The sequence below is a fragment of the Streptococcus sp. LMAG:39 genome (assembly GCF_008680485.1).
GTDB classification, from domain to species: Bacteria; Bacillota; Bacilli; order Lactobacillales; family Streptococcaceae; genus Streptococcus; species Streptococcus pasteurianus.
The window spans coordinates 1,189,449-1,206,631 of the sequence record NZ_NALE01000001.1; the positions used below are offsets into that span (position 1 = coordinate 1,189,449).

Sequence of the window (17,183 nt, forward strand, 5' to 3'; positions counted from 1 at the left end):
ATGAAGAGTTTGCAGAAGGAATTCGTCATCCTTAGGTTTTAACTGCCATAGGAAATTAGTTTACTCGGCAGACTGAAAATGATGAATGTCACCGAACTACCCAATGATATTTGAAGCCATTATTCTGGGAATGGGGCTAGATTAAGTATTTCGTATGGCTTATCTACATTTAGAAGCCTAATATAAAAGAGATTACAAAAATCGGCAAGCAATATTTTGTAGCAAAAGATGAATATAAACAATTTAGGTGTAGTGACAAAATTATTGAAATATATTCAAGTCAGGAAGTTAAAAATTGTTTCGTAGAATTTGAGGTGCCCCTGAATAACACCAACGCCTTTATAGCGGGTCGTAAATTGGAATATAATGAATAGTCTGGATAACATTCGTTGGATTTAGAGCAGTTCATTAGGGCTGATATTGGGACTCAGTAAAATAAAGAGTTATTAAATCTTCTGTATCAGTTAGTTTAATCAGGAAACAAATTGAAGACACTTGAAATATCTATGAAAACTGTGTTTGGGAGATGTCAAAGCCAATCTATACTAAAGATACTCCTAGATAAACTTTTTTCTATCTCCTTGCAATCCTGATCTATTTCAGATTGTTTTTTTGTGAAACGATTTTAGAGATAAAAAAGAAAGAACCCCGCTAGCGGAGCACTTTCAGGAGATTATGAAAAAGAAAAGTTTTAGGATTGATTATATTGTAAATCGGGTGTCTTAATTTTTTCTTAAAAATAAAAATAGAAGTTAGAGTATTTGTCGTGTGATAAGGCTCTATTTTTTGTTATAATGTATAAAAGAAGTTTTTAATAAATGAGTTATTGGCTACGTAGGGAGAGAAAATGAAAAAAGTATGTTTTGTTTGTCTAGGAAATATTTGTCGTAGTCCAATGGCTGAATTTGTGATGAAAGATTTATCTGGTACTGAAAGTTGGCTTATTGAAAGCCGTGCAACTTCTGGCTGGGAACATGGTAATCCCATTCATCATGGAACGCAAAGTATTTTTAAAAAGCATAACATTAGTTATGACAGGCACAAGTCATCTCAACAGATTTCGCGCAAAGATTTCTATGATTTTGATGTTATTATTGGTATGGATGCGGAAAATGTTGCAGATTTGAAACATATGTCACAAGGAAAGTATGATGACAAAATCTTTCTTTTTGTAAAAGGTGGTGTACCAGATCCTTGGTTTACAGGTGATTTTGATGCGACCTATGATTTGGTTAAGTGTGGTTGTGAACAATGGCTAACGCGGCTAAAAAATTCTTAAAAAGAGAAGTTGAGCAAAAATGAAAAAAATAAAAATAACCCGAGGGCTCATAGAGCTCTTAACGGTTTTGATTCTTATCATCTGTGGTTTATCCGTTTTTACGCTATCAATGAAATCTAAAACAACGTTAACCTACGACAATGGTAAAATAACCTACACAGGCTATGTTGTTAATCATCGTATGAATGGTCAGGGAAAATTGACTTATGAGAATGGTGATACCTATGAAGGTAATTTTGTGGATGGTGTTTTTGAAGGTCAAGGAACTTTTACCTCAAATTCTGGTTGGACATATCAAGGAGAATTTAAAAATGGTCAGCCAGACGGTCAAGGAACTTTGACAGCGCAAAATGGAGAGGTATATACAGGAACCTTTAAACAGGGGATTTTTCAAAAATGAGAATAAAATGGTTTTCAATGGTTAGGGTGACGGGGCTCTTGCTCGTTTTGCTCTATCATTTCTTTAAAACGGCTTTTCCAGGCGGTTTTATTGGTGTTGATATTTTCTTTACATTTTCAGGATATTTGATTACGGCTTTACTGATTGATGAATATGCGAAAAACAAGAAAATTGATCTTTTAGGCTTTTACAAGAGGCGTTTTTATCGTATTGTGCCTCCGTTGGTGTTGATGATTCTTATCATTATGCCGTTTACTTACTTGGTACGCAAAGACTACGTGGCAAGTATTGGTAGTCAAATTGCGGCAGCGGTAGGATTTACAACGAATTTTTATGAAATTATCACAGGCGGTAATTACGAAACGCAATTTATCCCACATCTCTTTGTTCATACATGGAGTTTGGCAATTGAGATGCATTTTTATTTGATTTGGGGATTTTTGGTTTGGTTTTTAGGAAAACATCGCGATAATGTAGCAAAATTCCGTAGTTTGATTTTTGCAGTTTCTGCAGCATTTTTTACTGGAAGTTTCCTATCAATGTTTATTCGAGCGTTTTTTGTTGACAACGTTTCGACAATTTACTTTTCATCTTTGTCCCACAGTTTCCCGTTTTTCTTAGGAGCCATGATGGCAACGATGACAGGAATTCGAGAAACAACGGCACGTTTCAAAAAGAATGTTCGTCTCTGGTCAACAAAACGCAGTATTTTGACAATGCTGCTCAGCTTTGTTTTGTTGCTACTGTTGACATTTGCTTTGAAATTTGACCAACGAATCACGTATTTGTTTGGCTTTGTATTAGCAAGTTTATTTACAACGGTGATGATTTATGCGGCGCGTGTGCTAAATGACCAAACGCCTAATGTCACAGAGCCCGCTATTATCAACTATTTGGCAGATGTTAGTTATGGTGTTTATCTTTTCCATTGGCCATTTTACATTATCTTCACGCAACTAATGTCAAATGGTTTAGCGGTATTTGTAACGGTTATCTTTTCATTGATATTTTCAACGCTGTCTTATTATGTGTTGGAGCCGTTTCTTGCTGGCAAGCCTGTCAAATTGCTTGGCTTAAATTTGGATTTACATCCTTATCAAAAATGGCTTTATGGTGGAGGAGTTTTGTTTGGTTTGGTGACAATTGTGACCATTATCATTTCTCCAGCTGTTGGTGATTTTGAGACAAGTCTTTTGGTGAATTCGCTCCAGCAAGCACAGACTAATTTGAATCGGACACATACTGTAACTGCTGGGGATGCAACGGCTTTAAGTGATGTTACTGTCATTGGAGATTCCGTAGCTCTTCGCTCAAGTGCTTCATTTTCAAGCTTACTTCCAGATGCTCAAGTGGATGCTGCGGTTAGCCGAAGCTTTGATGATGCTTTTGAGATTTTCCAAAATGAAATTTCAAGCGGAACATTATCGCAAACAACAGTTCTTGCGGTGGGGGTTAATTCGCTAGATAATTACCAAGAAGATTTGCAGCAGTTTATTGATGCTCTGCCAGATGGCTATCGTTTGATTATTGTGACACCTTACAATGCTAATAATGAAGCTCAAGTCAAAGAAGTTCGTGATTATGAGCTGACTTTGGCTGATACTTATAATTATGTTACGGTGGCAGATTGGTATAAAGCAGCAACTAAACACCCAGAAATCTGGAGTGGTACTGATGGCGTACATTACAGTGATAGTGATACGACTGGTGCAGACCTTTATGTAAAAACGATTCAAAAAGCAATTGAAAAATCCGCTAAAAATCCAGCCAAAGGAGAATCGGATTCTTAGTTTGTTTCAGAAACCAACTTCGGTTGGTTTTTTTGTTCAAAATGTCAATTTTTTATCATTTCATGTAAGAAATAATAACATCAAAACAGTTTTAAAAATACCTTTACAGCATAGGTTTGAAGCGTTATAATACAGGTGACATAAAACGTGAGAAGAAAGGAGAAAGAAAAGGTGGCTGATTTATTCTACGACGTCTTGGCAAGCGTCTGGATTTCTATTGCTGGTGTTGATTCACGTTGGGGAAGATAAGAAATTAGAGAGGCTGAGACAAAATTCTCAGCTTTTTTATATAGTTATTATTTACAAGATGCAGTAGTTGAGTGGGTTCTAATAAGCTTTTACAACCCTTTTGAAGTCGAGCTATGCTTGGCTTCATTTCCAACCTCAAAAGGTTCCCCAAACCTTTTTGATGTCAAGCTTCACTTGACTCTATTTCCTACCTCGAAAGATTCCCCAAATCTTTCGAGCCATGCGGAGGTGAGTTATCAAGGTTCGGGGAACCTTTATAATCAATCGGGAAATAAAACTTACGAAGTAAGTGTCAAAAACGGTCTGGGGATAGACCGTTTTAGATCAGCAACAAGAAATTAAGACTTGCTGAAAATCAAGTTTCTTTGAAACTACTGATTCGCTTTTTAATTTTTAGGCTCATGAATAAAATCTTCACTGGAGATTTTATTTGTCTCACTCCCTTTTTTCGATAATTATCATAAATTTGTATAAATTTTCTGATAATTATGGTAAAATAGACAAAAGACTATCTATATATATGAGGAATTTGTGATGACGTTAATTTACCAATCAACTCGTGATGAAAATAACAAAGTAACTGCTAGTCAAGCTATCTTACAAGGATTGGCAACTGACGGTGGTTTATTTACCCCTGTCTCACTTCCAGAAGTGGCATTGGATTTTGAAACTTTAAAAGATGCTTCTTACCAAGAAGTGGCTAAGCTTGTATTGTCTGCATTTTTAGACGATTTCACAGAAGAAGAGTTGGCTTACTGTATTGATTCTGCTTACGATGCTAAATTTGATACACCAGAAATCGCACCGCTGGTTAAATTAGGTGACCAATATAATCTTGAACTTTTCCATGGGTCAACTATTGCGTTTAAAGACATGGCATTGTCAATCTTGCCATACCTTTTGACAACGTCAGCTAAAAAACAAGGCGTTGATAACAAAATCGTGATTTTGACAGCGACATCAGGTGATACTGGTAAAGCTGCAATGGCTGGTTTTGCAGATGTCCCAGGAACAGAAATCATTGTTTTCTATCCAAAAGACGGTGTCAGCAAAATTCAAGAGCTTCAGATGACAACACAAACTGGTGATAACACACACGTTGTAGCCATTACTGGTAACTTTGATGATGCGCAAACAGATGTAAAACGTATGTTTAACGACGTTGATTTGCGTGAAAAATTGCTTGCGCACAAGACACAATTTTCATCAGCGAACTCAATGAATGTTGGGCGTTTGGTACCACAAGTTGTTTATTATGTTTATGCTTATGCACAACTTGTTAAAGCTGGTCATATTAAAGCAGGCGACAAAGTAAACTTTACAGTTCCAACAGGAAACTTTGGTAACATTCTAGCAGCTTACTATGCAAGCCAAATTGGTGTCCCAGTTGGTAAATTAATCTGTGCTTCAAATGAAAACAAAGTTTTAACCGACTTCTTCACAACAGGGACTTATGATAAAAAACGTGAGTTTAAAGTCACAACAAGTCCTTCAATGGATATCTTGGTATCATCTAACTTAGAACGTTTGATTTTCCATTTGTTGGGAAATGATGCTGCTAAGACGAAAGCATTGATGGAACAATTGGTCTCAGAGGGTGAATACACACTTCCTGATGTTGACCAATCGATTCTTGATTTATTTGAAGCAGGCTATGCAACAGAAGTTGAAACGTCTGCTGAAATCAAACGTGTCTATGAAGCATCTGATTACATTGAGGACCCACATACAGCAGTTGCGTCAGCTGTTTATCAAAAATACGCAGAGCGCACAAGTGATAAAACACCAACCGTGATTGCTTCAACAGCAAGTCCATATAAATTCCCACGTGTGGCAGTTGAAGCTGTTAGTGGACAAGCACCTGCAGATGATTTTATTGCTGTTAAGGAACTTGAAAAATTATCAGGTGTTGCCATTCCAAAAGCTGTCAATGGACTTGAAACAGCTGAGGTTCGTCACAAAACGGTTGTGGCAACAGGTGATATGCAAAAAGCAGTTGAAAATTATTTAGGACTTTAAATTTATAAAAGTAGAAGCTGAGGCTGGTTCTCAGCTTTTCTTTCTGTTACGATAAGGGTATGAAACAAACAAAGAAAATTATTCACTTGGCTTTTCCTGCTATGATGGAAAATTTGCTGCAGATGCTGATGGGAGTGGTTGACAATTACCTTGTTGCTCAGGTTGGTTTGATTGCCGTTTCAGGTGTCTCTGTTGCTAATAATATTATTACAATTTATCAAGCTATTTTCATTGCTCTCGGAGCTGCGGTTTCAAGTCTGGTAGCTAAAAGTCGTGGTGAAAAAAATAATGAAAAGACGGTGCAATATCAGTCTGAGGCGATTTTGGTAACACTAGGTCTCAGTTTAGTTCTAGGGCTTTTTTCCTTGCTTTTTGGAAAAACAATTCTTCATTGGCTAGGAACAGAAACAACAGTCACACAAGCAGGTGGTCTGTATTTGGCGATTGTTGGTGGTTTGATTGTTAGTCTTGGTTTGATGACAACGCTGAGCGCGTTTTTGCGTGCTTTAGGCAAACCACAGTTACCAATGTATGTTAGTTTATTGAGCAATGTTTTAAATGCGATTTTTTCTGCGGTATCTGTTTTTGTTTTTCACTGGGGTATTGCTGGTGTTGCTTGCTCAACGGTCTTGTCACGTTTTATCGGTACATTGTTGTTAGCAAGTCAATTGCCGATGAGCAATATTTTAAAAACGATAAAATGGCATTTGGATAGTGATTTGTTGAAAATAGTCTTGCCTGCGGCTGGTGAACGTCTAATGATGCGTGCTGGTGATGTGGTTATCGTTGCGATTATTGTCAAATTTGGTACAGAATTCGTTGCAGGAAATGCTATTGGGGAAACCTTGACGCAGTTTAATTATATGCCAGGAATGGGTGTTGCGACAGCAACTGTTATTCTTGTAGCACATGGTCTTGGACAAAAAAATACCAAAGATATTAAACAACTGGTACGTGATTCGTATTTGATTTCGATGATTATGATGCTTTGTGTCGGTGCCTTGGTTTATGTATTTGGTAGTCATTTGACTTATCTTTTCACGACCAACCAAACAGCGCTGGCAGCTAGCCTTGTTGTGTTGTTTTATTCTTTTGTCGGTGGTCCAGCAACAGCAGGTACACTTATTTACACAGCAGCGTGGCAAGGTTTAGGTAATGCAAAACTGCCATTTTACGCCACAACATTTGGAATGTGGGTCATTCGAATTATTTCAGGGTATGTGTTGGGAGTTAGCCTAAAACTTGGTTTGACAGGTGTTTGGTTAGCGACATTAGTAGATAATATTTTCCGTTGGCTTTTCTTATACTCCCTTTACAAAAAATATATGAAGCAATTGACACAACCTAATTTAAAAAAATAATCATTAGAAAAGTTTTGTGATTTTTGTTATGCTACAATAAAGAACTTATTTCAGGAAGTAACGCTACGAAACTGAATCATGTGAAAGAATTTATTGCCTTAACAAAGACAGAAAATTATCTAGAAGCAGCGGAGAACTTATTTACTTCGCAATCTAGCTTGTCAAAACATATAAAATCTTTGGAAGCTGAACTTGGAACAACTCTATTTGACCGAACGACACGTCAAGTTAAACTCAATGAAGCAGGAAAAGTATTTCTCAAATACGCTCAGCAGCTAGTCGCTTTTTAGAATTTGTTCAGCGATAGAGGAGTGGTTTTGCCCACTCCTCTGTTGTTTAAAATTATTCATTTTAGAATAGATTGCTCTAAAAACGGAATTGTTTTGGATGGCATTTACTATGAGTTTTTGCATGGAATATTGCAATTTATCACTTAATAACGGTGGTGCCAACTATGTTTAGTTTTGGACGTATTGAAAGAAGTGTGGTGGATTACAAGCATCGTTTTTCTCATTCAAGACTTCTTCAGTGGACCAATTGCAGTTCGCTTGATGTCAATACTGGCAAAGTCTGAAGAAATTCCTGCGTTCATGTGACCAACGATACGAAGGATTTCCACAGTCTGTGTGATGTATCCAAGTATGGCAGTTGTTTCATCTATTTTATTTAAGCATCCATGGGGAAATTTCATTCCAACGGTTTTAACCACGCTAACGTTTAATTTTCCAATGGTGTTTTCAATTCAAATCTTTTTATTAGGTCCTGTCCTCAAAAAATTAATTCTAGAATCAAGAAATAAATAACATCTTTTTGTTCCAAAGATAGTTTCTTCCTACTCAAAGTGCTTTTTGCTAACTATATATGTAAGAAATCAGGTGATTGCCTGATTTTTTTGTCAATGCTTAAAATGTTGGTAGTACCTGAAAATATTTTCTTGGAAAAAAACTAAAAAAATCCGATAAAAAACCTTGCAAACTCTTGTCAAATCTGATATTATATACTGGTGCTGTAAATACAGTAACTTTAGCTATGATACAAGAGGTTGCGACACGCTCGGTTGCATTGCCACGCAAAGGTGTGTTGGTTTTCTTGAGGAGCTAGCCTATTATCTTAAATAGACGAAAAGGAGAAAAAGATGGCAAACAAAAAAATCCGTATCCGTTTGAAAGCATACGAACATCGTACACTTGATACAGCGGCAGAAAAAATTGTTGAAACTGCAACACGTACAGGTGCTACAGTTGCTGGACCAGTTCCACTTCCAACTGAACGTAGCTTGTACACAGTTATTCGTGCGACTCACAAATACAAAGATTCACGCGAACAATTTGAAATGCGTACTCACAAACGCTTGATCGATATCATCAACCCAACTCAAAAAACAGTTGACGCTTTGATGAAATTGGATCTTCCAAGTGGTGTTAACGTAGAAATCAAACTCTAATAAGGATTTGATGATTGAGCACAAAAAACGCTCGTTAAAAACTTTTTAAATAAATTAAAGTAAAGGAAATATTCTCTCATGACAAAAGGAATCTTAGGGAAAAAAGTGGGAATGACTCAAATCTTCACTGAATCTGGTGAATTTATCCCTGTTACTGTCATCGAAGCAACTCCAAACGTTGTGCTTCAAGTGAAAACTGTTGAAACAGACGGTTATGAAGCAGTTCAAGTTGGTTTTGACGACAAACGTGAGGTATTGAGCAACAAACCTGCCAAAGGCCATGTAGCAAAAGCTAACACAGCTCCTAAGCGCTTCATTCGTGAATTCAAAAACATTGAAGGCTTGGAAGTTGGGCAAGAAATCACAGTTAATACATTCGAAGCTGGAGATGTTGTTGATGTAACTGGTACATCTAAAGGTAAAGGTTTCCAAGGTGTTATCAAGCGCCATGGTCAATCTCGTGGACCAATGGCTCATGGTTCTCGTTATCACCGTCGTCCAGGTTCTATGGGACCTGTTGCGCCTAACCGTGTTTTCAAAAACAAACACTTAGCAGGACGTATGGGTGGGAACCGTGTGACAATCCAAAACCTTGAAGTTGTTCAAGTTATCCCAGAGAAAAACGTTATTCTTATCAAAGGTAACGTACCGGGTGCTAAGAAATCTCTTATCACTATCAAATCAGCAGTTAAGGCTGCTAAATAATAAGAAAGGAGAAAACAGTTAAAATGGCAAACGTAAAACTATTTGACCAAACTGGTAAAGAAGTTAGCTCAGTTGAGTTGAACGACGCTATCTTCGGTATCGAACCAAACGAATCAGTAGTATTTGATGTCGTTATCAGCCAACGTGCTAGCCTTCGCCAAGGTACTCACGCAGTTAAAAACCGCTCTGCCGTATCTGGTGGTGGTCGTAAACCATGGCGTCAAAAAGGAACTGGACGTGCTCGTCAAGGTTCTATCCGCTCACCACAATGGCGTGGTGGTGGTGTAGTCTTCGGACCAACTCCACGTTCATACGGATACAAACTTCCACAAAAAGTTCGTCGCCTTGCATTGAAATCAGTTTACTCAGCTAAAGTTGCTGAAGATAAATTTGTAGCTGTAGAAAGCCTTTCGTTTACAGCTCCAAAAACTGCTGAATTCGCAAACGTACTTTCAGCTCTTAACGTTGACTCAAAAGTACTTGTAATCCTTGAAGAAGGAAACGAATTTGCAGCTCTTTCTGCACGTAACCTTCCAAACGTTAAAGTTGCAACTGCAACAACTGCAAGTGTTCTTGATATCGTAAACAGCGACAAACTTCTTGTTACTAAAGAAGCAATCTCTACAATCGAGGAGGTTCTTGCATAATGAATTTGTACGACGTAATCAAAAAACCAGTAATCACTGAAAAATCAATGTACGACCTCGAAGCAGGTAAATATACATTCGAAGTTGACTCTCGTGCGCACAAACTTTTGATCAAACAAGCTGTTGAAGCTGCTTTTGATGGAGTTAAAGTTGCAAACGTGAACACTGTAACAGTTAAACCAAAAGCAAAACGTGTTGGTCGTTACACTGGTTTCACTTCAAAAACTAAAAAAGCTATCATCACTCTTACAGCTGATTCTAAAGCAATCGAGTTGTTTGCAGCTGAAGCTGAATAATCTAAGGAGGAAATAACGTGGGTATTAAAGCTTATAAACCAACGACAAATGGTCGTCGTAATATGACTTCTTTGGATTTTGCTGAAATCACTACAAGCACTCCTGAGAAATCATTGCTTGTTTCACTTAAAAACAAAGCTGGTCGTAACAACAACGGTCGCATCACTGTACGTCACCAGGGTGGCGGTCACAAACGTCACTACCGTTTGATTGACTTCAAACGTAACAAAGATGGCGTTGAAGCAGTTGTAAAAACTATTGAGTATGATCCAAACCGTACAGCTAACATCGCTCTTGTACATTATACTGACGGTGTGAAAGCTTATATCCTTGCGCCTAAAGGACTTGAAGTTGGTCAACGTATCGTTTCAGGCCCAGATGCAGATATTAAAGTTGGTAACGCTCTTCCGCTTGCTAACATCCCTGTTGGTACAGTTATTCACAATATCGAACTTCAACCAGGTAAAGGTGCTGAATTGATTCGTGCTGCTGGGGCTTCTGCACAAGTCCTTGGTCAAGAAGGTAAATACGTGCTTGTTCGTCTTCAATCAGGCGAAGTTCGTATGATTCTTGGTACTTGCCGTGCTACAATCGGTACAGTTGGTAACGAACAGCAATCACTTGTAAACCTTGGTAAAGCTGGTCGTAGCCGTTGGATGGGTATCCGTCCTACAGTTCGTGGTTCTGTAATGAACCCTAATGATCACCCACACGGTGGTGGTGAAGGTAAAGCACCAGTTGGACGTAAAGCGCCATCTACTCCTTGGGGTAAACCTGCGCTTGGTCTTAAAACTCGTAACAAAAAAGCTAAATCTGACAAACTTATTGTTCGTCGTCGTAACGATAAATAATTCAGTCGCTTAGTTAAATAATCATCCGCCAGCTCGGTAGTGTGCATTTTGCACACAGGCCGCTGTGGTACTATATTTTAAAGGAGAAAACTACAAAATGGGACGTAGTCTTAAAAAAGGACCTTTCGTCGATGAGCATTTGATGAAAAAAGTTGAAGCTCAAGCAAATGACGAAAAGAAAAAAGTAATTAAAACTTGGTCACGTCGTTCAACGATTTTCCCAAGTTTCATTGGTTATACAATCGCAGTTTATGATGGACGTAAACACGTACCAGTTTACATCCAAGAAGACATGGTAGGTCACAAACTTGGTGAATTCGCGCCAACTCGTACTTACAAAGGTCACGCAGCTGACGATAAGAAAACACGTCGTTAATAGGAGGAGGACACAATGGCAGAAATTACTTCAGCTAAAGCAATGGCTCGTACAGTCCGTGTTTCACCTCGTAAAACACGTCTTGTACTTGATCTTATCCGTGGTAAGAATGTTGCTGACGCAATCGCAATCTTGAAATTCACCCCAAACAAAGCAGCTCGCGTAGTTGAAAAAGTTCTTAACTCTGCTATCGCTAATGCAGAAAACAACTTTGGTTTGGAAAAAGCTAATTTGGTAGTATCTGAAACTTTCGCAAACGAAGGACCAACTATGAAACGTTTCCGTCCACGTGCTAAAGGTTCAGCTTCACCAATCAACAAACGCACAACTCACGTCACAGTAGTTGTGTCAGAAAAATAAGGAGGTAAAATCGTGGGTCAAAAAGTACATCCAATTGGTATGCGTGTCGGAATCATCCGTGATTGGGATGCGAAATGGTATGCTGAAAAAGAATACGCGGATTACCTTCATGAAGATCTTGCAATCCGCAAATTCATTCAAACAGAATTGGCAGACGCTTCAGTTTCACGTATTGAAATTGAACGTGCTGTAAATAAAGTAATTGTTTCACTTCACACTGCTAAACCAGGTATGGTTATCGGTAAAGGTGGAGCTAATGTTGACGCTCTTCGCGCTAAACTTAACAAATTGACTGGAAAACAAGTTCACATCAACATCGTTGAAATCAAACAACCTGATTTGGACGCACACCTTGTTGGTGAAAACATCGTACGTCAACTTGAACAACGTGTTGCTTTCCGTCGTGCTCAAAAACAAGCTATCCAACGTACAATGCGTGCAGGTGCTAAAGGTATTAAAACTCAAGTATCTGGTCGTTTGAACGGTGCTGATATCGCTCGTAGTGAAGGCTATTCAGAAGGAACTGTTCCACTTCATACACTTCGTGCAGATATTGACTACGCTTGGGAAGAAGCTGACACTACTTACGGTAAACTTGGTGTTAAAGTTTGGATTTACCGTGGTGAAGTTCTTCCAGCTCGTAAAAACACTAAAGGAGGCAAATAACAAATGTTAGTACCTAAACGTGTTAAACACCGTCGCGAATTCCGTGGAAAAATGCGCGGTGAAGCTAAAGGTGGTAAAGAAGTCGCATTCGGTGAATACGGTCTTCAAGCTACTACTAGCCACTGGATCACAAACCGTCAAATCGAAGCTGCCCGTATCGCAATGACTCGTTACATGAAACGTGGTGGTAAAGTTTGGATTAAAATCTTCCCACACAAATCATACACTGCTAAAGCTATCGGTGTACGTATGGGATCTGGTAAAGGGGCACCTGAAGGTTGGGTAGCACCAGTTAAACGTGGTAAAGTGATGTTTGAAATCGCTGGTGTATCTGAGGAAGTTGCACGTGAAGCACTTCGTCTTGCTAGCCACAAATTGCCAGTTAAGACTAAATTCGTGAAACGTGAAGCAGAATAAGGAGAAATCATGAAACTTCAAGAAATTAAAGATTTTGTTAAAGAGCTTCGTGGTCTTTCTCAAGAAGAGCTTGCTAAGAAAGAAAACGAACTTAAGAAAGAACTTTTCGATCTTCGTTTCCAAGCTGCAGCAGGTCAACTTGATCAAACTGCTCGTTTGAACGAAGTTAAAAAACAAATTGCACGCGTAAAAACAGTGCAATCTGAAAAGAAATAATAGATTGGGAAAGGAGAAATTCTAATAATGGAACGTAATCAACGTAAAACCCTTGTTGGACGCGTAGTATCTGACAAAATGGATAAAACAATCACTGTTGTAGTTGAAACTAAACGTAACCACCCAGTCTATGGTAAACGTATCAACTATTCTAAAAAATACAAAGCACATGATGAAAACAACGTTGCTAAAGAAGGCGATATCGTTCGTATCATGGAAACTCGTCCACTTTCAGCTACAAAACGCTTCCGTCTTGTAGAAGTAGTGGAAGAAGCTGTTATTATCTAATCAAACTAAAAGGAGAAATTTGAAATGATTCAACAAGAAACTCGCTTGAAAGTTGCTGATAATAGCGGTGCTCGTGAGATTTTGACTATCAAAGTTCTTGGTGGTTCAGGACGTAAATTCGCTAACATCGGTGACGTAATCGTTGCTTCTGTAAAACAAGCTACTCCTGGTGGAGCTGTTAAAAAAGGTGATGTCGTAAAAGCTGTTGTTGTTCGTACTAAATCTGGTGCACGCCGTCCAGACGGTTCATACATCAAATTTGATGACAACGCTGCAGTAATCATCCGTGATGACAAAACTCCTCGTGGAACTCGTATCTTCGGCCCTGTTGCACGTGAATTACGTGAAGGTGGCTTCATGAAGATCGTATCACTTGCACCAGAAGTACTTTAATCAATAAAAAACACAAACTAAGTCCCCTGCATTTGCAGGGTGCCCATTAGGGCGTAAGAAATAATAGGAGAAAAACCAAATGTTTGTAAAAAAAGGCGACAAAGTTCGCGTTATTGCTGGTAAGGACAAAGGCGTTGAAGCTGTAGTTCTTAAAGCTCTTCCTAAAGTCAACAAAGTTGTTGTCGAAGGTGTTGCTATTGTTAAAAAACATCAAAAACCAAACAACGAAAACCCTCAAGGTGCTATCGTAGAAAAAGAAGCACCAATCCATGTGTCTAATGTACAAGTTCTTGACAAAAATGGTGTAGCAGGACGTGTTGGTTACAAAGTTGTAGACGGCAAAAAAGTTCGTTACAACAAAAAATCAGGCGAAGTGCTTGATTAATCACGAAGGAAAGGAGAAAGTATAAGTAATGGTAAATCGCTTAAAAGAAAAATACACTAACGAAGTCGTTCCTGCTTTGACTGAAAAATTCAACTATACTTCAGTTATGGCTGTTCCAAAAGTTGAGAAAATCGTTCTTAACATGGGTGTTGGTGATGCTGTAAATAACTCTAAAAACCTTGAAAAAGCTGCTGCTGAATTGGCACTTATCTCAGGTCAAAAACCATTGATTACTAAAGCTAAGAAATCAATTGCTGGCTTCCGTCTTCGTGAAGGTGTAGCGATCGGTGCAAAAGTTACCCTTCGTGGTGAACGTATGTACGAATTCTTAGATAAATTGGTTACTGTTTCACTTCCACGTGTACGTGACTTCCACGGTGTCCCAACAAAATCTTTTGACGGACGTGGTAACTACACACTTGGTGTGAAAGAACAATTGATCTTCCCAGAAATCAACTTTGATGATGTTGATAAAGTCCGTGGTCTTGATATTGTTATCGTAACTACAGCTAACACTGACGAAGAAGGTCGTGAATTGCTTAAAGGTCTTGGAATGCCTTTTGCAAAATAATTTAGGAGGTAAATCAATTGGCTAAAAAATCTATGATTGCTAAGAATCATCGCCCTGCGAAATTCTCTACGCAAGCTTACACTCGTTGCGAACGTTGTGGCCGTCCACATTCAGTTTACCGCAAATTTAAACTTTGCCGTGTTTGCTTCCGTGAGTTAGCTTACAAAGGCCAAATCCCAGGCGTTACTAAAGCGTCTTGGTAAAATTATGGTACTAAACCCGTGATGAACAAAGCAAAATTAGGAAATCGAAGATGTTTGCTTGCAAACGAGTCGATTTATCTATTTTGCACAGTTCATAGGGCGAGTTCAAATTCGCTTTTCATCTGAGAAGTATACAACCAGCCCACTCGGGCGACATTAACTAGCAAGTGAAATATTCAAACTACTAGTAAGAGGAGAAATATATAATGGTTATGACTGATCCAATTGCAGACTTTTTGACACGCATTCGTAATGCTAACCAAGCAAAACACGAAGTGCTTGAAGTACCTGCATCAAATATCAAAAAAGGAATTGCTGAAATTCTTAAACGCGAAGGTTTCGTGAAAAACGTTGAAGTTATCGAAGATGACAAACAAGGTATTATCCGCGTATTCCTTAAATACGGACAAAACGGTGAACGTGTTATCACTAACTTGAAACGTATCTCTAAACCAGGTCTTCGTGTTTACGCAAAGCGTGAAGATGTTCCTAAAGTCCTTAGCGGACTTGGAATTGCAATCATCTCTACATCAGAAGGGCTTTTGACTGACAAAGAAGCTCGTCAAAAGAACGTTGGTGGAGAAGTTATTGCTTACGTTTGGTAAGATAAAGTTTCTTTTCAAATTTTGTTGAAAAAGTTTCTTACTAAAAATAATGGACTATAGATACAGTTATTCTGTATAATAGTCGCCCCGTGAAAACTTGTCGCATATGCGGCTTGACAATCTAACAGGAGAAAATAAAAACTATGTCACGTATTGGTAATAAAGTTATCAACTTGCCTGCTGGTGTAGAAGTTACTAACAATGATAACGTAGTAACTGTCAAAGGACCTAAAGGCGAACTCACTCGTGAGTTTAATAAAAATATTGAAATCAAAGTTGAAGGCACTGAAGTTTCACTTCACCGTCCAGATGACTCAAAAGAAATGAAAACAATCCACGGTACAACTCGTGCTAACTTGAACAACATGGTTGTTGGTGTTTCTGAAGGTTTCAAAAAAGAACTTGAAATGCGCGGAGTTGGTTACCGTGCTCAACTTCAAGGTTCAAAACTTGTACTTTCTGTAGGTAAATCTCACCAAGACGAAGTAGAAGCTCCGGAAGGTGTTTCATTTGAAGTTCCATCTGCAACTACTATCGTTGTTAACGGTATCAACAAAGAAGTTGTTGGTCAAACAGCAGCTTACATCCGTAGCCTTCGTGCTCCAGAGCCTTACAAAGGTAAAGGTATCCGCTACGTTGGTGAATACGTACGTAGTAAAGAAGGTAAAACTGGTAAATAATAGATTGTGGGAAATTTTGCAAGACTTACTTTTGCAAAGTCCATGTTCTAGCATTTATAATGTGTCGTTTTGACATTAATCAATTAATTAAGAGGTGAAAATTGTGATTTCGAAACCAGATAAAAATAAAATCCGCCAAAAACGCCACCGTCGCGTTCGCGGTAAACTCTCTGGAACTGCTGATCGCCCACGTTTGAACGTTTTCCGTTCTAATACAGGCATCTACGCTCAAGTTATTGATGACGTAGCGGGTGTAACGCTCGCAAGTGCATCAACTCTTGATAAAGAAGTTTCTAAAGGAACTAAAACAGAACAAGCCGTTGTTGTCGGTAAACTTGTTGCTGAACGCGCAGTAGCTAAAGGTATTTCTGAAGTGGTGTTTGACCGCGGTGGATATCTCTATCACGGACGTGTTAAAGCTTTGGCTGACTCAGCTCGTGAAAACGGATTGAAATTCTAATAGGGAGGACACTTAATAATGGCATTTAAAGATAATGCAGTTGAACTTGAAGAACGCGTTGTTGCTATCAACCGTGTTACAAAAGTTGTTAAAGGTGGACGTCGTCTCCGCTTTGCTGCTCTTGTAGTTGTTGGTGATCGTAATGGTCGTGTAGGTTTTGGTACTGGTAAAGCTCAAGAAGTACCAGAAGCTATTCGTAAAGCTGTTGAAGACGCTAAGAAAAACTTAATCGAAGTACCTATGGTTGGTACAACAATTCCTCACGAAGTTCGTTCAGAATTCGGTGGAGCTAAAGTATTGTTGAAACCTGCTGTAGAAGGTGCTGGGGTTGCCGCTGGTGGTGCTGTACGTGCCGTCATTGAATTGGCAGGTGTTGCAGATGTTACATCTAAATCACTTGGTTCAAACACTCCAATCAATATTGTTCGTGCAACTGTTGAAGGTTTGAAACAACTTAAACGTGCAGAAGACGTTGCTGCTCTTCGCGGTGTTTCAGTTTCTGATTTAGCTTAAGAAAGGGGA

At 38.7% G+C, this 17,183-nt stretch carries 26 protein-coding genes; 25 read left to right on the plus strand and 1 reads right to left on the minus strand.

What is annotated here, in order from left to right; all coding sequences use genetic code 11:
• The first annotated feature begins 847 nt into the window (after nucleotides 1-847).
• The 6 genes from CCC20_RS05965 to CCC20_RS05990 all read left to right on the plus strand — a co-directional run bounded on the left by CCC20_RS05965 (nucleotide 848) and on the right by CCC20_RS05990 (nucleotide 7,388).
• The gene (locus CCC20_RS05965) at nucleotides 848-1,279 is read left to right on the plus strand and encodes a low molecular weight protein-tyrosine-phosphatase (protein ID WP_003062824.1); all 432 of its coding nucleotides are present in this window, start codon (nucleotides 848-850) and stop codon (nucleotides 1,277-1,279) included.
• 19 nt (nucleotides 1,280-1,298) lie between these two features.
• The gene (locus tag CCC20_RS05970) at nucleotides 1,299-1,679 is read left to right on the plus strand and encodes an MORN repeat-containing protein (RefSeq protein ID WP_003062826.1); all 381 of its coding nucleotides are present in this window, start codon (nucleotides 1,299-1,301) and stop codon (nucleotides 1,677-1,679) included.
• On the plus strand, nucleotides 1,676-3,469 hold the full coding sequence (locus CCC20_RS05975; RefSeq protein ID WP_117575820.1) for an acyltransferase family protein: 1,794 nt from the start codon (nucleotides 1,676-1,678) through the stop codon (nucleotides 3,467-3,469). Before CCC20_RS05970 ends, CCC20_RS05975 begins: the two co-directional genes overlap by 4 nt.
• Nucleotides 3,470-4,252: 783 nt before the next feature.
• A complete protein-coding gene (thrC, locus tag CCC20_RS05980; protein ID WP_058692611.1) occupies nucleotides 4,253-5,737 on the plus strand; it encodes a threonine synthase in 1,485 nt (494 codons plus the stop codon).
• Between the two features lie 59 nt (nucleotides 5,738-5,796).
• Complete coding sequence (locus CCC20_RS05985) at nucleotides 5,797-7,098, plus strand: MATE family efflux transporter (RefSeq protein ID WP_287179478.1); 1,302 nt, start codon at nucleotides 5,797-5,799, stop codon at nucleotides 7,096-7,098.
• 80 nt (nucleotides 7,099-7,178) lie between these two features.
• Complete coding sequence (locus CCC20_RS05990; protein ID WP_043910068.1) at nucleotides 7,179-7,388, plus strand: LysR family transcriptional regulator; 210 nt, start codon at nucleotides 7,179-7,181, stop codon at nucleotides 7,386-7,388.
• Between the two features lie 224 nt (nucleotides 7,389-7,612).
• On the opposite strand, the gene CCC20_RS05995 is transcribed toward CCC20_RS05990, so the two are convergent.
• On the minus strand, nucleotides 7,613-7,789 hold the full coding sequence (locus CCC20_RS05995) for a hypothetical protein (protein ID WP_155589463.1): 177 nt from the start codon (nucleotides 7,787-7,789) through the stop codon (nucleotides 7,613-7,615).
• A gap of 444 nt (nucleotides 7,790-8,233) precedes the next feature.
• On the opposite strand from CCC20_RS05995, the gene rpsJ reads away from it, so the two are divergent.
• From rpsJ to rpsE, 19 genes are all read left to right on the plus strand, one after another.
• Nucleotides 8,234-8,542, plus strand: a complete 309-nt coding sequence (rpsJ, locus tag CCC20_RS06000) for a 30S ribosomal protein S10 (protein ID WP_009853211.1) — start codon at nucleotides 8,234-8,236, stop codon at nucleotides 8,540-8,542.
• A gap of 78 nt (nucleotides 8,543-8,620) precedes the next feature.
• On the plus strand, nucleotides 8,621-9,247 hold the full coding sequence (gene rplC, locus CCC20_RS06005) for a 50S ribosomal protein L3 (RefSeq protein ID WP_003062838.1): 627 nt from the start codon (nucleotides 8,621-8,623) through the stop codon (nucleotides 9,245-9,247).
• Between the two features lie 23 nt (nucleotides 9,248-9,270).
• Nucleotides 9,271-9,894, plus strand: coding sequence for a 50S ribosomal protein L4 (gene rplD / locus CCC20_RS06010; RefSeq protein WP_003062840.1), 624 nt, complete (start codon nucleotides 9,271-9,273; stop codon nucleotides 9,892-9,894).
• On the plus strand, nucleotides 9,894-10,190 hold the full coding sequence (locus CCC20_RS06015; RefSeq protein ID WP_003062842.1) for a 50S ribosomal protein L23: 297 nt from the start codon (nucleotides 9,894-9,896) through the stop codon (nucleotides 10,188-10,190). Before rplD ends, CCC20_RS06015 begins: the two co-directional genes overlap by 1 nt.
• Before the next feature lie 17 nt (nucleotides 10,191-10,207).
• Nucleotides 10,208-11,041 carry a 50S ribosomal protein L2 gene (gene rplB / locus CCC20_RS06020; RefSeq protein ID WP_003062844.1) on the plus strand — a complete coding sequence of 278 codons (834 nt, stop codon included), beginning with the start codon at nucleotides 10,208-10,210 and terminating at the stop codon, nucleotides 11,039-11,041.
• A gap of 97 nt (nucleotides 11,042-11,138) precedes the next feature.
• Nucleotides 11,139-11,417, plus strand: a complete 279-nt coding sequence (gene rpsS / locus CCC20_RS06025) for a 30S ribosomal protein S19 (RefSeq protein WP_000533765.1) — start codon at nucleotides 11,139-11,141, stop codon at nucleotides 11,415-11,417.
• Between the two features lie 15 nt (nucleotides 11,418-11,432).
• The gene (gene rplV, locus CCC20_RS06030) at nucleotides 11,433-11,777 is read left to right on the plus strand and encodes a 50S ribosomal protein L22 (RefSeq protein WP_003062848.1); all 345 of its coding nucleotides are present in this window, start codon (nucleotides 11,433-11,435) and stop codon (nucleotides 11,775-11,777) included.
• Nucleotides 11,778-11,789: 12 nt separating this feature from the next.
• Entirely contained in the window at nucleotides 11,790-12,443 is a 654-nt protein-coding gene (gene rpsC, locus CCC20_RS06035) for a 30S ribosomal protein S3 (RefSeq protein WP_003062850.1), read from the plus strand.
• 3 nt (nucleotides 12,444-12,446) lie between these two features.
• Nucleotides 12,447-12,860, plus strand: coding sequence for a 50S ribosomal protein L16 (rplP, locus tag CCC20_RS06040; protein ID WP_003062852.1), 414 nt, complete (start codon nucleotides 12,447-12,449; stop codon nucleotides 12,858-12,860).
• Between the two features lie 9 nt (nucleotides 12,861-12,869).
• Nucleotides 12,870-13,076: a 50S ribosomal protein L29 gene (rpmC, locus tag CCC20_RS06045; RefSeq protein ID WP_003062854.1), complete on the plus strand. Its 207-nt coding sequence runs from the start codon at nucleotides 12,870-12,872 to the stop codon at nucleotides 13,074-13,076.
• Between the two features lie 27 nt (nucleotides 13,077-13,103).
• The gene (gene rpsQ, locus CCC20_RS06050; RefSeq protein ID WP_002885836.1) at nucleotides 13,104-13,364 is read left to right on the plus strand and encodes a 30S ribosomal protein S17; all 261 of its coding nucleotides are present in this window, start codon (nucleotides 13,104-13,106) and stop codon (nucleotides 13,362-13,364) included.
• A gap of 24 nt (nucleotides 13,365-13,388) precedes the next feature.
• Nucleotides 13,389-13,757 (plus strand): 50S ribosomal protein L14, encoded by a 369-nt coding sequence (rplN, locus tag CCC20_RS06055; RefSeq protein WP_003062856.1) that lies wholly within the window; start codon nucleotides 13,389-13,391, stop codon nucleotides 13,755-13,757.
• 79 nt (nucleotides 13,758-13,836) lie between these two features.
• The gene (gene rplX, locus CCC20_RS06060) at nucleotides 13,837-14,142 is read left to right on the plus strand and encodes a 50S ribosomal protein L24 (protein ID WP_003062858.1); all 306 of its coding nucleotides are present in this window, start codon (nucleotides 13,837-13,839) and stop codon (nucleotides 14,140-14,142) included.
• Between the two features lie 28 nt (nucleotides 14,143-14,170).
• The gene (gene rplE / locus CCC20_RS06065) at nucleotides 14,171-14,713 is read left to right on the plus strand and encodes a 50S ribosomal protein L5 (protein ID WP_003062861.1); all 543 of its coding nucleotides are present in this window, start codon (nucleotides 14,171-14,173) and stop codon (nucleotides 14,711-14,713) included.
• Nucleotides 14,714-14,730: 17 nt separating this feature from the next.
• Nucleotides 14,731-14,916 (plus strand): type Z 30S ribosomal protein S14, encoded by a 186-nt coding sequence (locus CCC20_RS06070; RefSeq protein ID WP_003062863.1) that lies wholly within the window; start codon nucleotides 14,731-14,733, stop codon nucleotides 14,914-14,916.
• 206 nt (nucleotides 14,917-15,122) lie between these two features.
• The gene (rpsH, locus tag CCC20_RS06075; protein ID WP_003062864.1) at nucleotides 15,123-15,521 is read left to right on the plus strand and encodes a 30S ribosomal protein S8; all 399 of its coding nucleotides are present in this window, start codon (nucleotides 15,123-15,125) and stop codon (nucleotides 15,519-15,521) included.
• 143 nt (nucleotides 15,522-15,664) lie between these two features.
• Nucleotides 15,665-16,201 carry a 50S ribosomal protein L6 gene (rplF, locus tag CCC20_RS06080; protein WP_003062866.1) on the plus strand — a complete coding sequence of 179 codons (537 nt, stop codon included), beginning with the start codon at nucleotides 15,665-15,667 and terminating at the stop codon, nucleotides 16,199-16,201.
• A 103-nt stretch (nucleotides 16,202-16,304) separates the two neighbouring features.
• A complete protein-coding gene (rplR, locus tag CCC20_RS06085; RefSeq protein ID WP_003001342.1) occupies nucleotides 16,305-16,661 on the plus strand; it encodes a 50S ribosomal protein L18 in 357 nt (118 codons plus the stop codon).
• 18 nt (nucleotides 16,662-16,679) lie between these two features.
• A complete protein-coding gene (gene rpsE, locus CCC20_RS06090; protein WP_003062871.1) occupies nucleotides 16,680-17,174 on the plus strand; it encodes a 30S ribosomal protein S5 in 495 nt (164 codons plus the stop codon).
• Nucleotides 17,175-17,183: the final 9 nt, after the last annotated feature.

Coding starts and splice junctions, on each gene's coding strand:
- rplF (WP_003062866.1), top strand. CDS start 15,665: ATGTCACGTATTGGTAATAAAGTTATCAACTTGCCTGCTGGTGTAGAA.
- CCC20_RS05965 (WP_003062824.1), top strand. CDS start 848: ATGAAAAAAGTATGTTTTGTTTGTCTAGGAAATATTTGTCGTAGTCCA.
- rplN (WP_003062856.1), top strand. CDS start 13,389: ATGATTCAACAAGAAACTCGCTTGAAAGTTGCTGATAATAGCGGTGCT.
- CCC20_RS05985 (WP_287179478.1), top strand. CDS start 5,797: ATGAAACAAACAAAGAAAATTATTCACTTGGCTTTTCCTGCTATGATG.
- rpsQ (WP_002885836.1), top strand. CDS start 13,104: ATGGAACGTAATCAACGTAAAACCCTTGTTGGACGCGTAGTATCTGAC.
- thrC (WP_058692611.1), top strand. CDS start 4,253: ATGACGTTAATTTACCAATCAACTCGTGATGAAAATAACAAAGTAACT.
- rpsE (WP_003062871.1), top strand. CDS start 16,680: ATGGCATTTAAAGATAATGCAGTTGAACTTGAAGAACGCGTTGTTGCT.
- rplP (WP_003062852.1), top strand. CDS start 12,447: ATGTTAGTACCTAAACGTGTTAAACACCGTCGCGAATTCCGTGGAAAA.
- rpsJ (WP_009853211.1), top strand. CDS start 8,234: ATGGCAAACAAAAAAATCCGTATCCGTTTGAAAGCATACGAACATCGT.
- rpsH (WP_003062864.1), top strand. CDS start 15,123: ATGGTTATGACTGATCCAATTGCAGACTTTTTGACACGCATTCGTAAT.
- rplD (WP_003062840.1), top strand. CDS start 9,271: ATGGCAAACGTAAAACTATTTGACCAAACTGGTAAAGAAGTTAGCTCA.
- rplV (WP_003062848.1), top strand. CDS start 11,433: ATGGCAGAAATTACTTCAGCTAAAGCAATGGCTCGTACAGTCCGTGTT.
- CCC20_RS05975 (WP_117575820.1), top strand. CDS start 1,676: ATGAGAATAAAATGGTTTTCAATGGTTAGGGTGACGGGGCTCTTGCTC.
- rplE (WP_003062861.1), top strand. CDS start 14,171: ATGGTAAATCGCTTAAAAGAAAAATACACTAACGAAGTCGTTCCTGCT.
- CCC20_RS05995 (WP_155589463.1), bottom strand. CDS start 7,789: ATGAAATTTCCCCATGGATGCTTAAATAAAATAGATGAAACAACTGCC.
- CCC20_RS06015 (WP_003062842.1), top strand. CDS start 9,894: ATGAATTTGTACGACGTAATCAAAAAACCAGTAATCACTGAAAAATCA.
- rplX (WP_003062858.1), top strand. CDS start 13,837: ATGTTTGTAAAAAAAGGCGACAAAGTTCGCGTTATTGCTGGTAAGGAC.
- rpmC (WP_003062854.1), top strand. CDS start 12,870: ATGAAACTTCAAGAAATTAAAGATTTTGTTAAAGAGCTTCGTGGTCTT.
- rplC (WP_003062838.1), top strand. CDS start 8,621: ATGACAAAAGGAATCTTAGGGAAAAAAGTGGGAATGACTCAAATCTTC.
- rpsS (WP_000533765.1), top strand. CDS start 11,139: ATGGGACGTAGTCTTAAAAAAGGACCTTTCGTCGATGAGCATTTGATG.
- CCC20_RS05970 (WP_003062826.1), top strand. CDS start 1,299: ATGAAAAAAATAAAAATAACCCGAGGGCTCATAGAGCTCTTAACGGTT.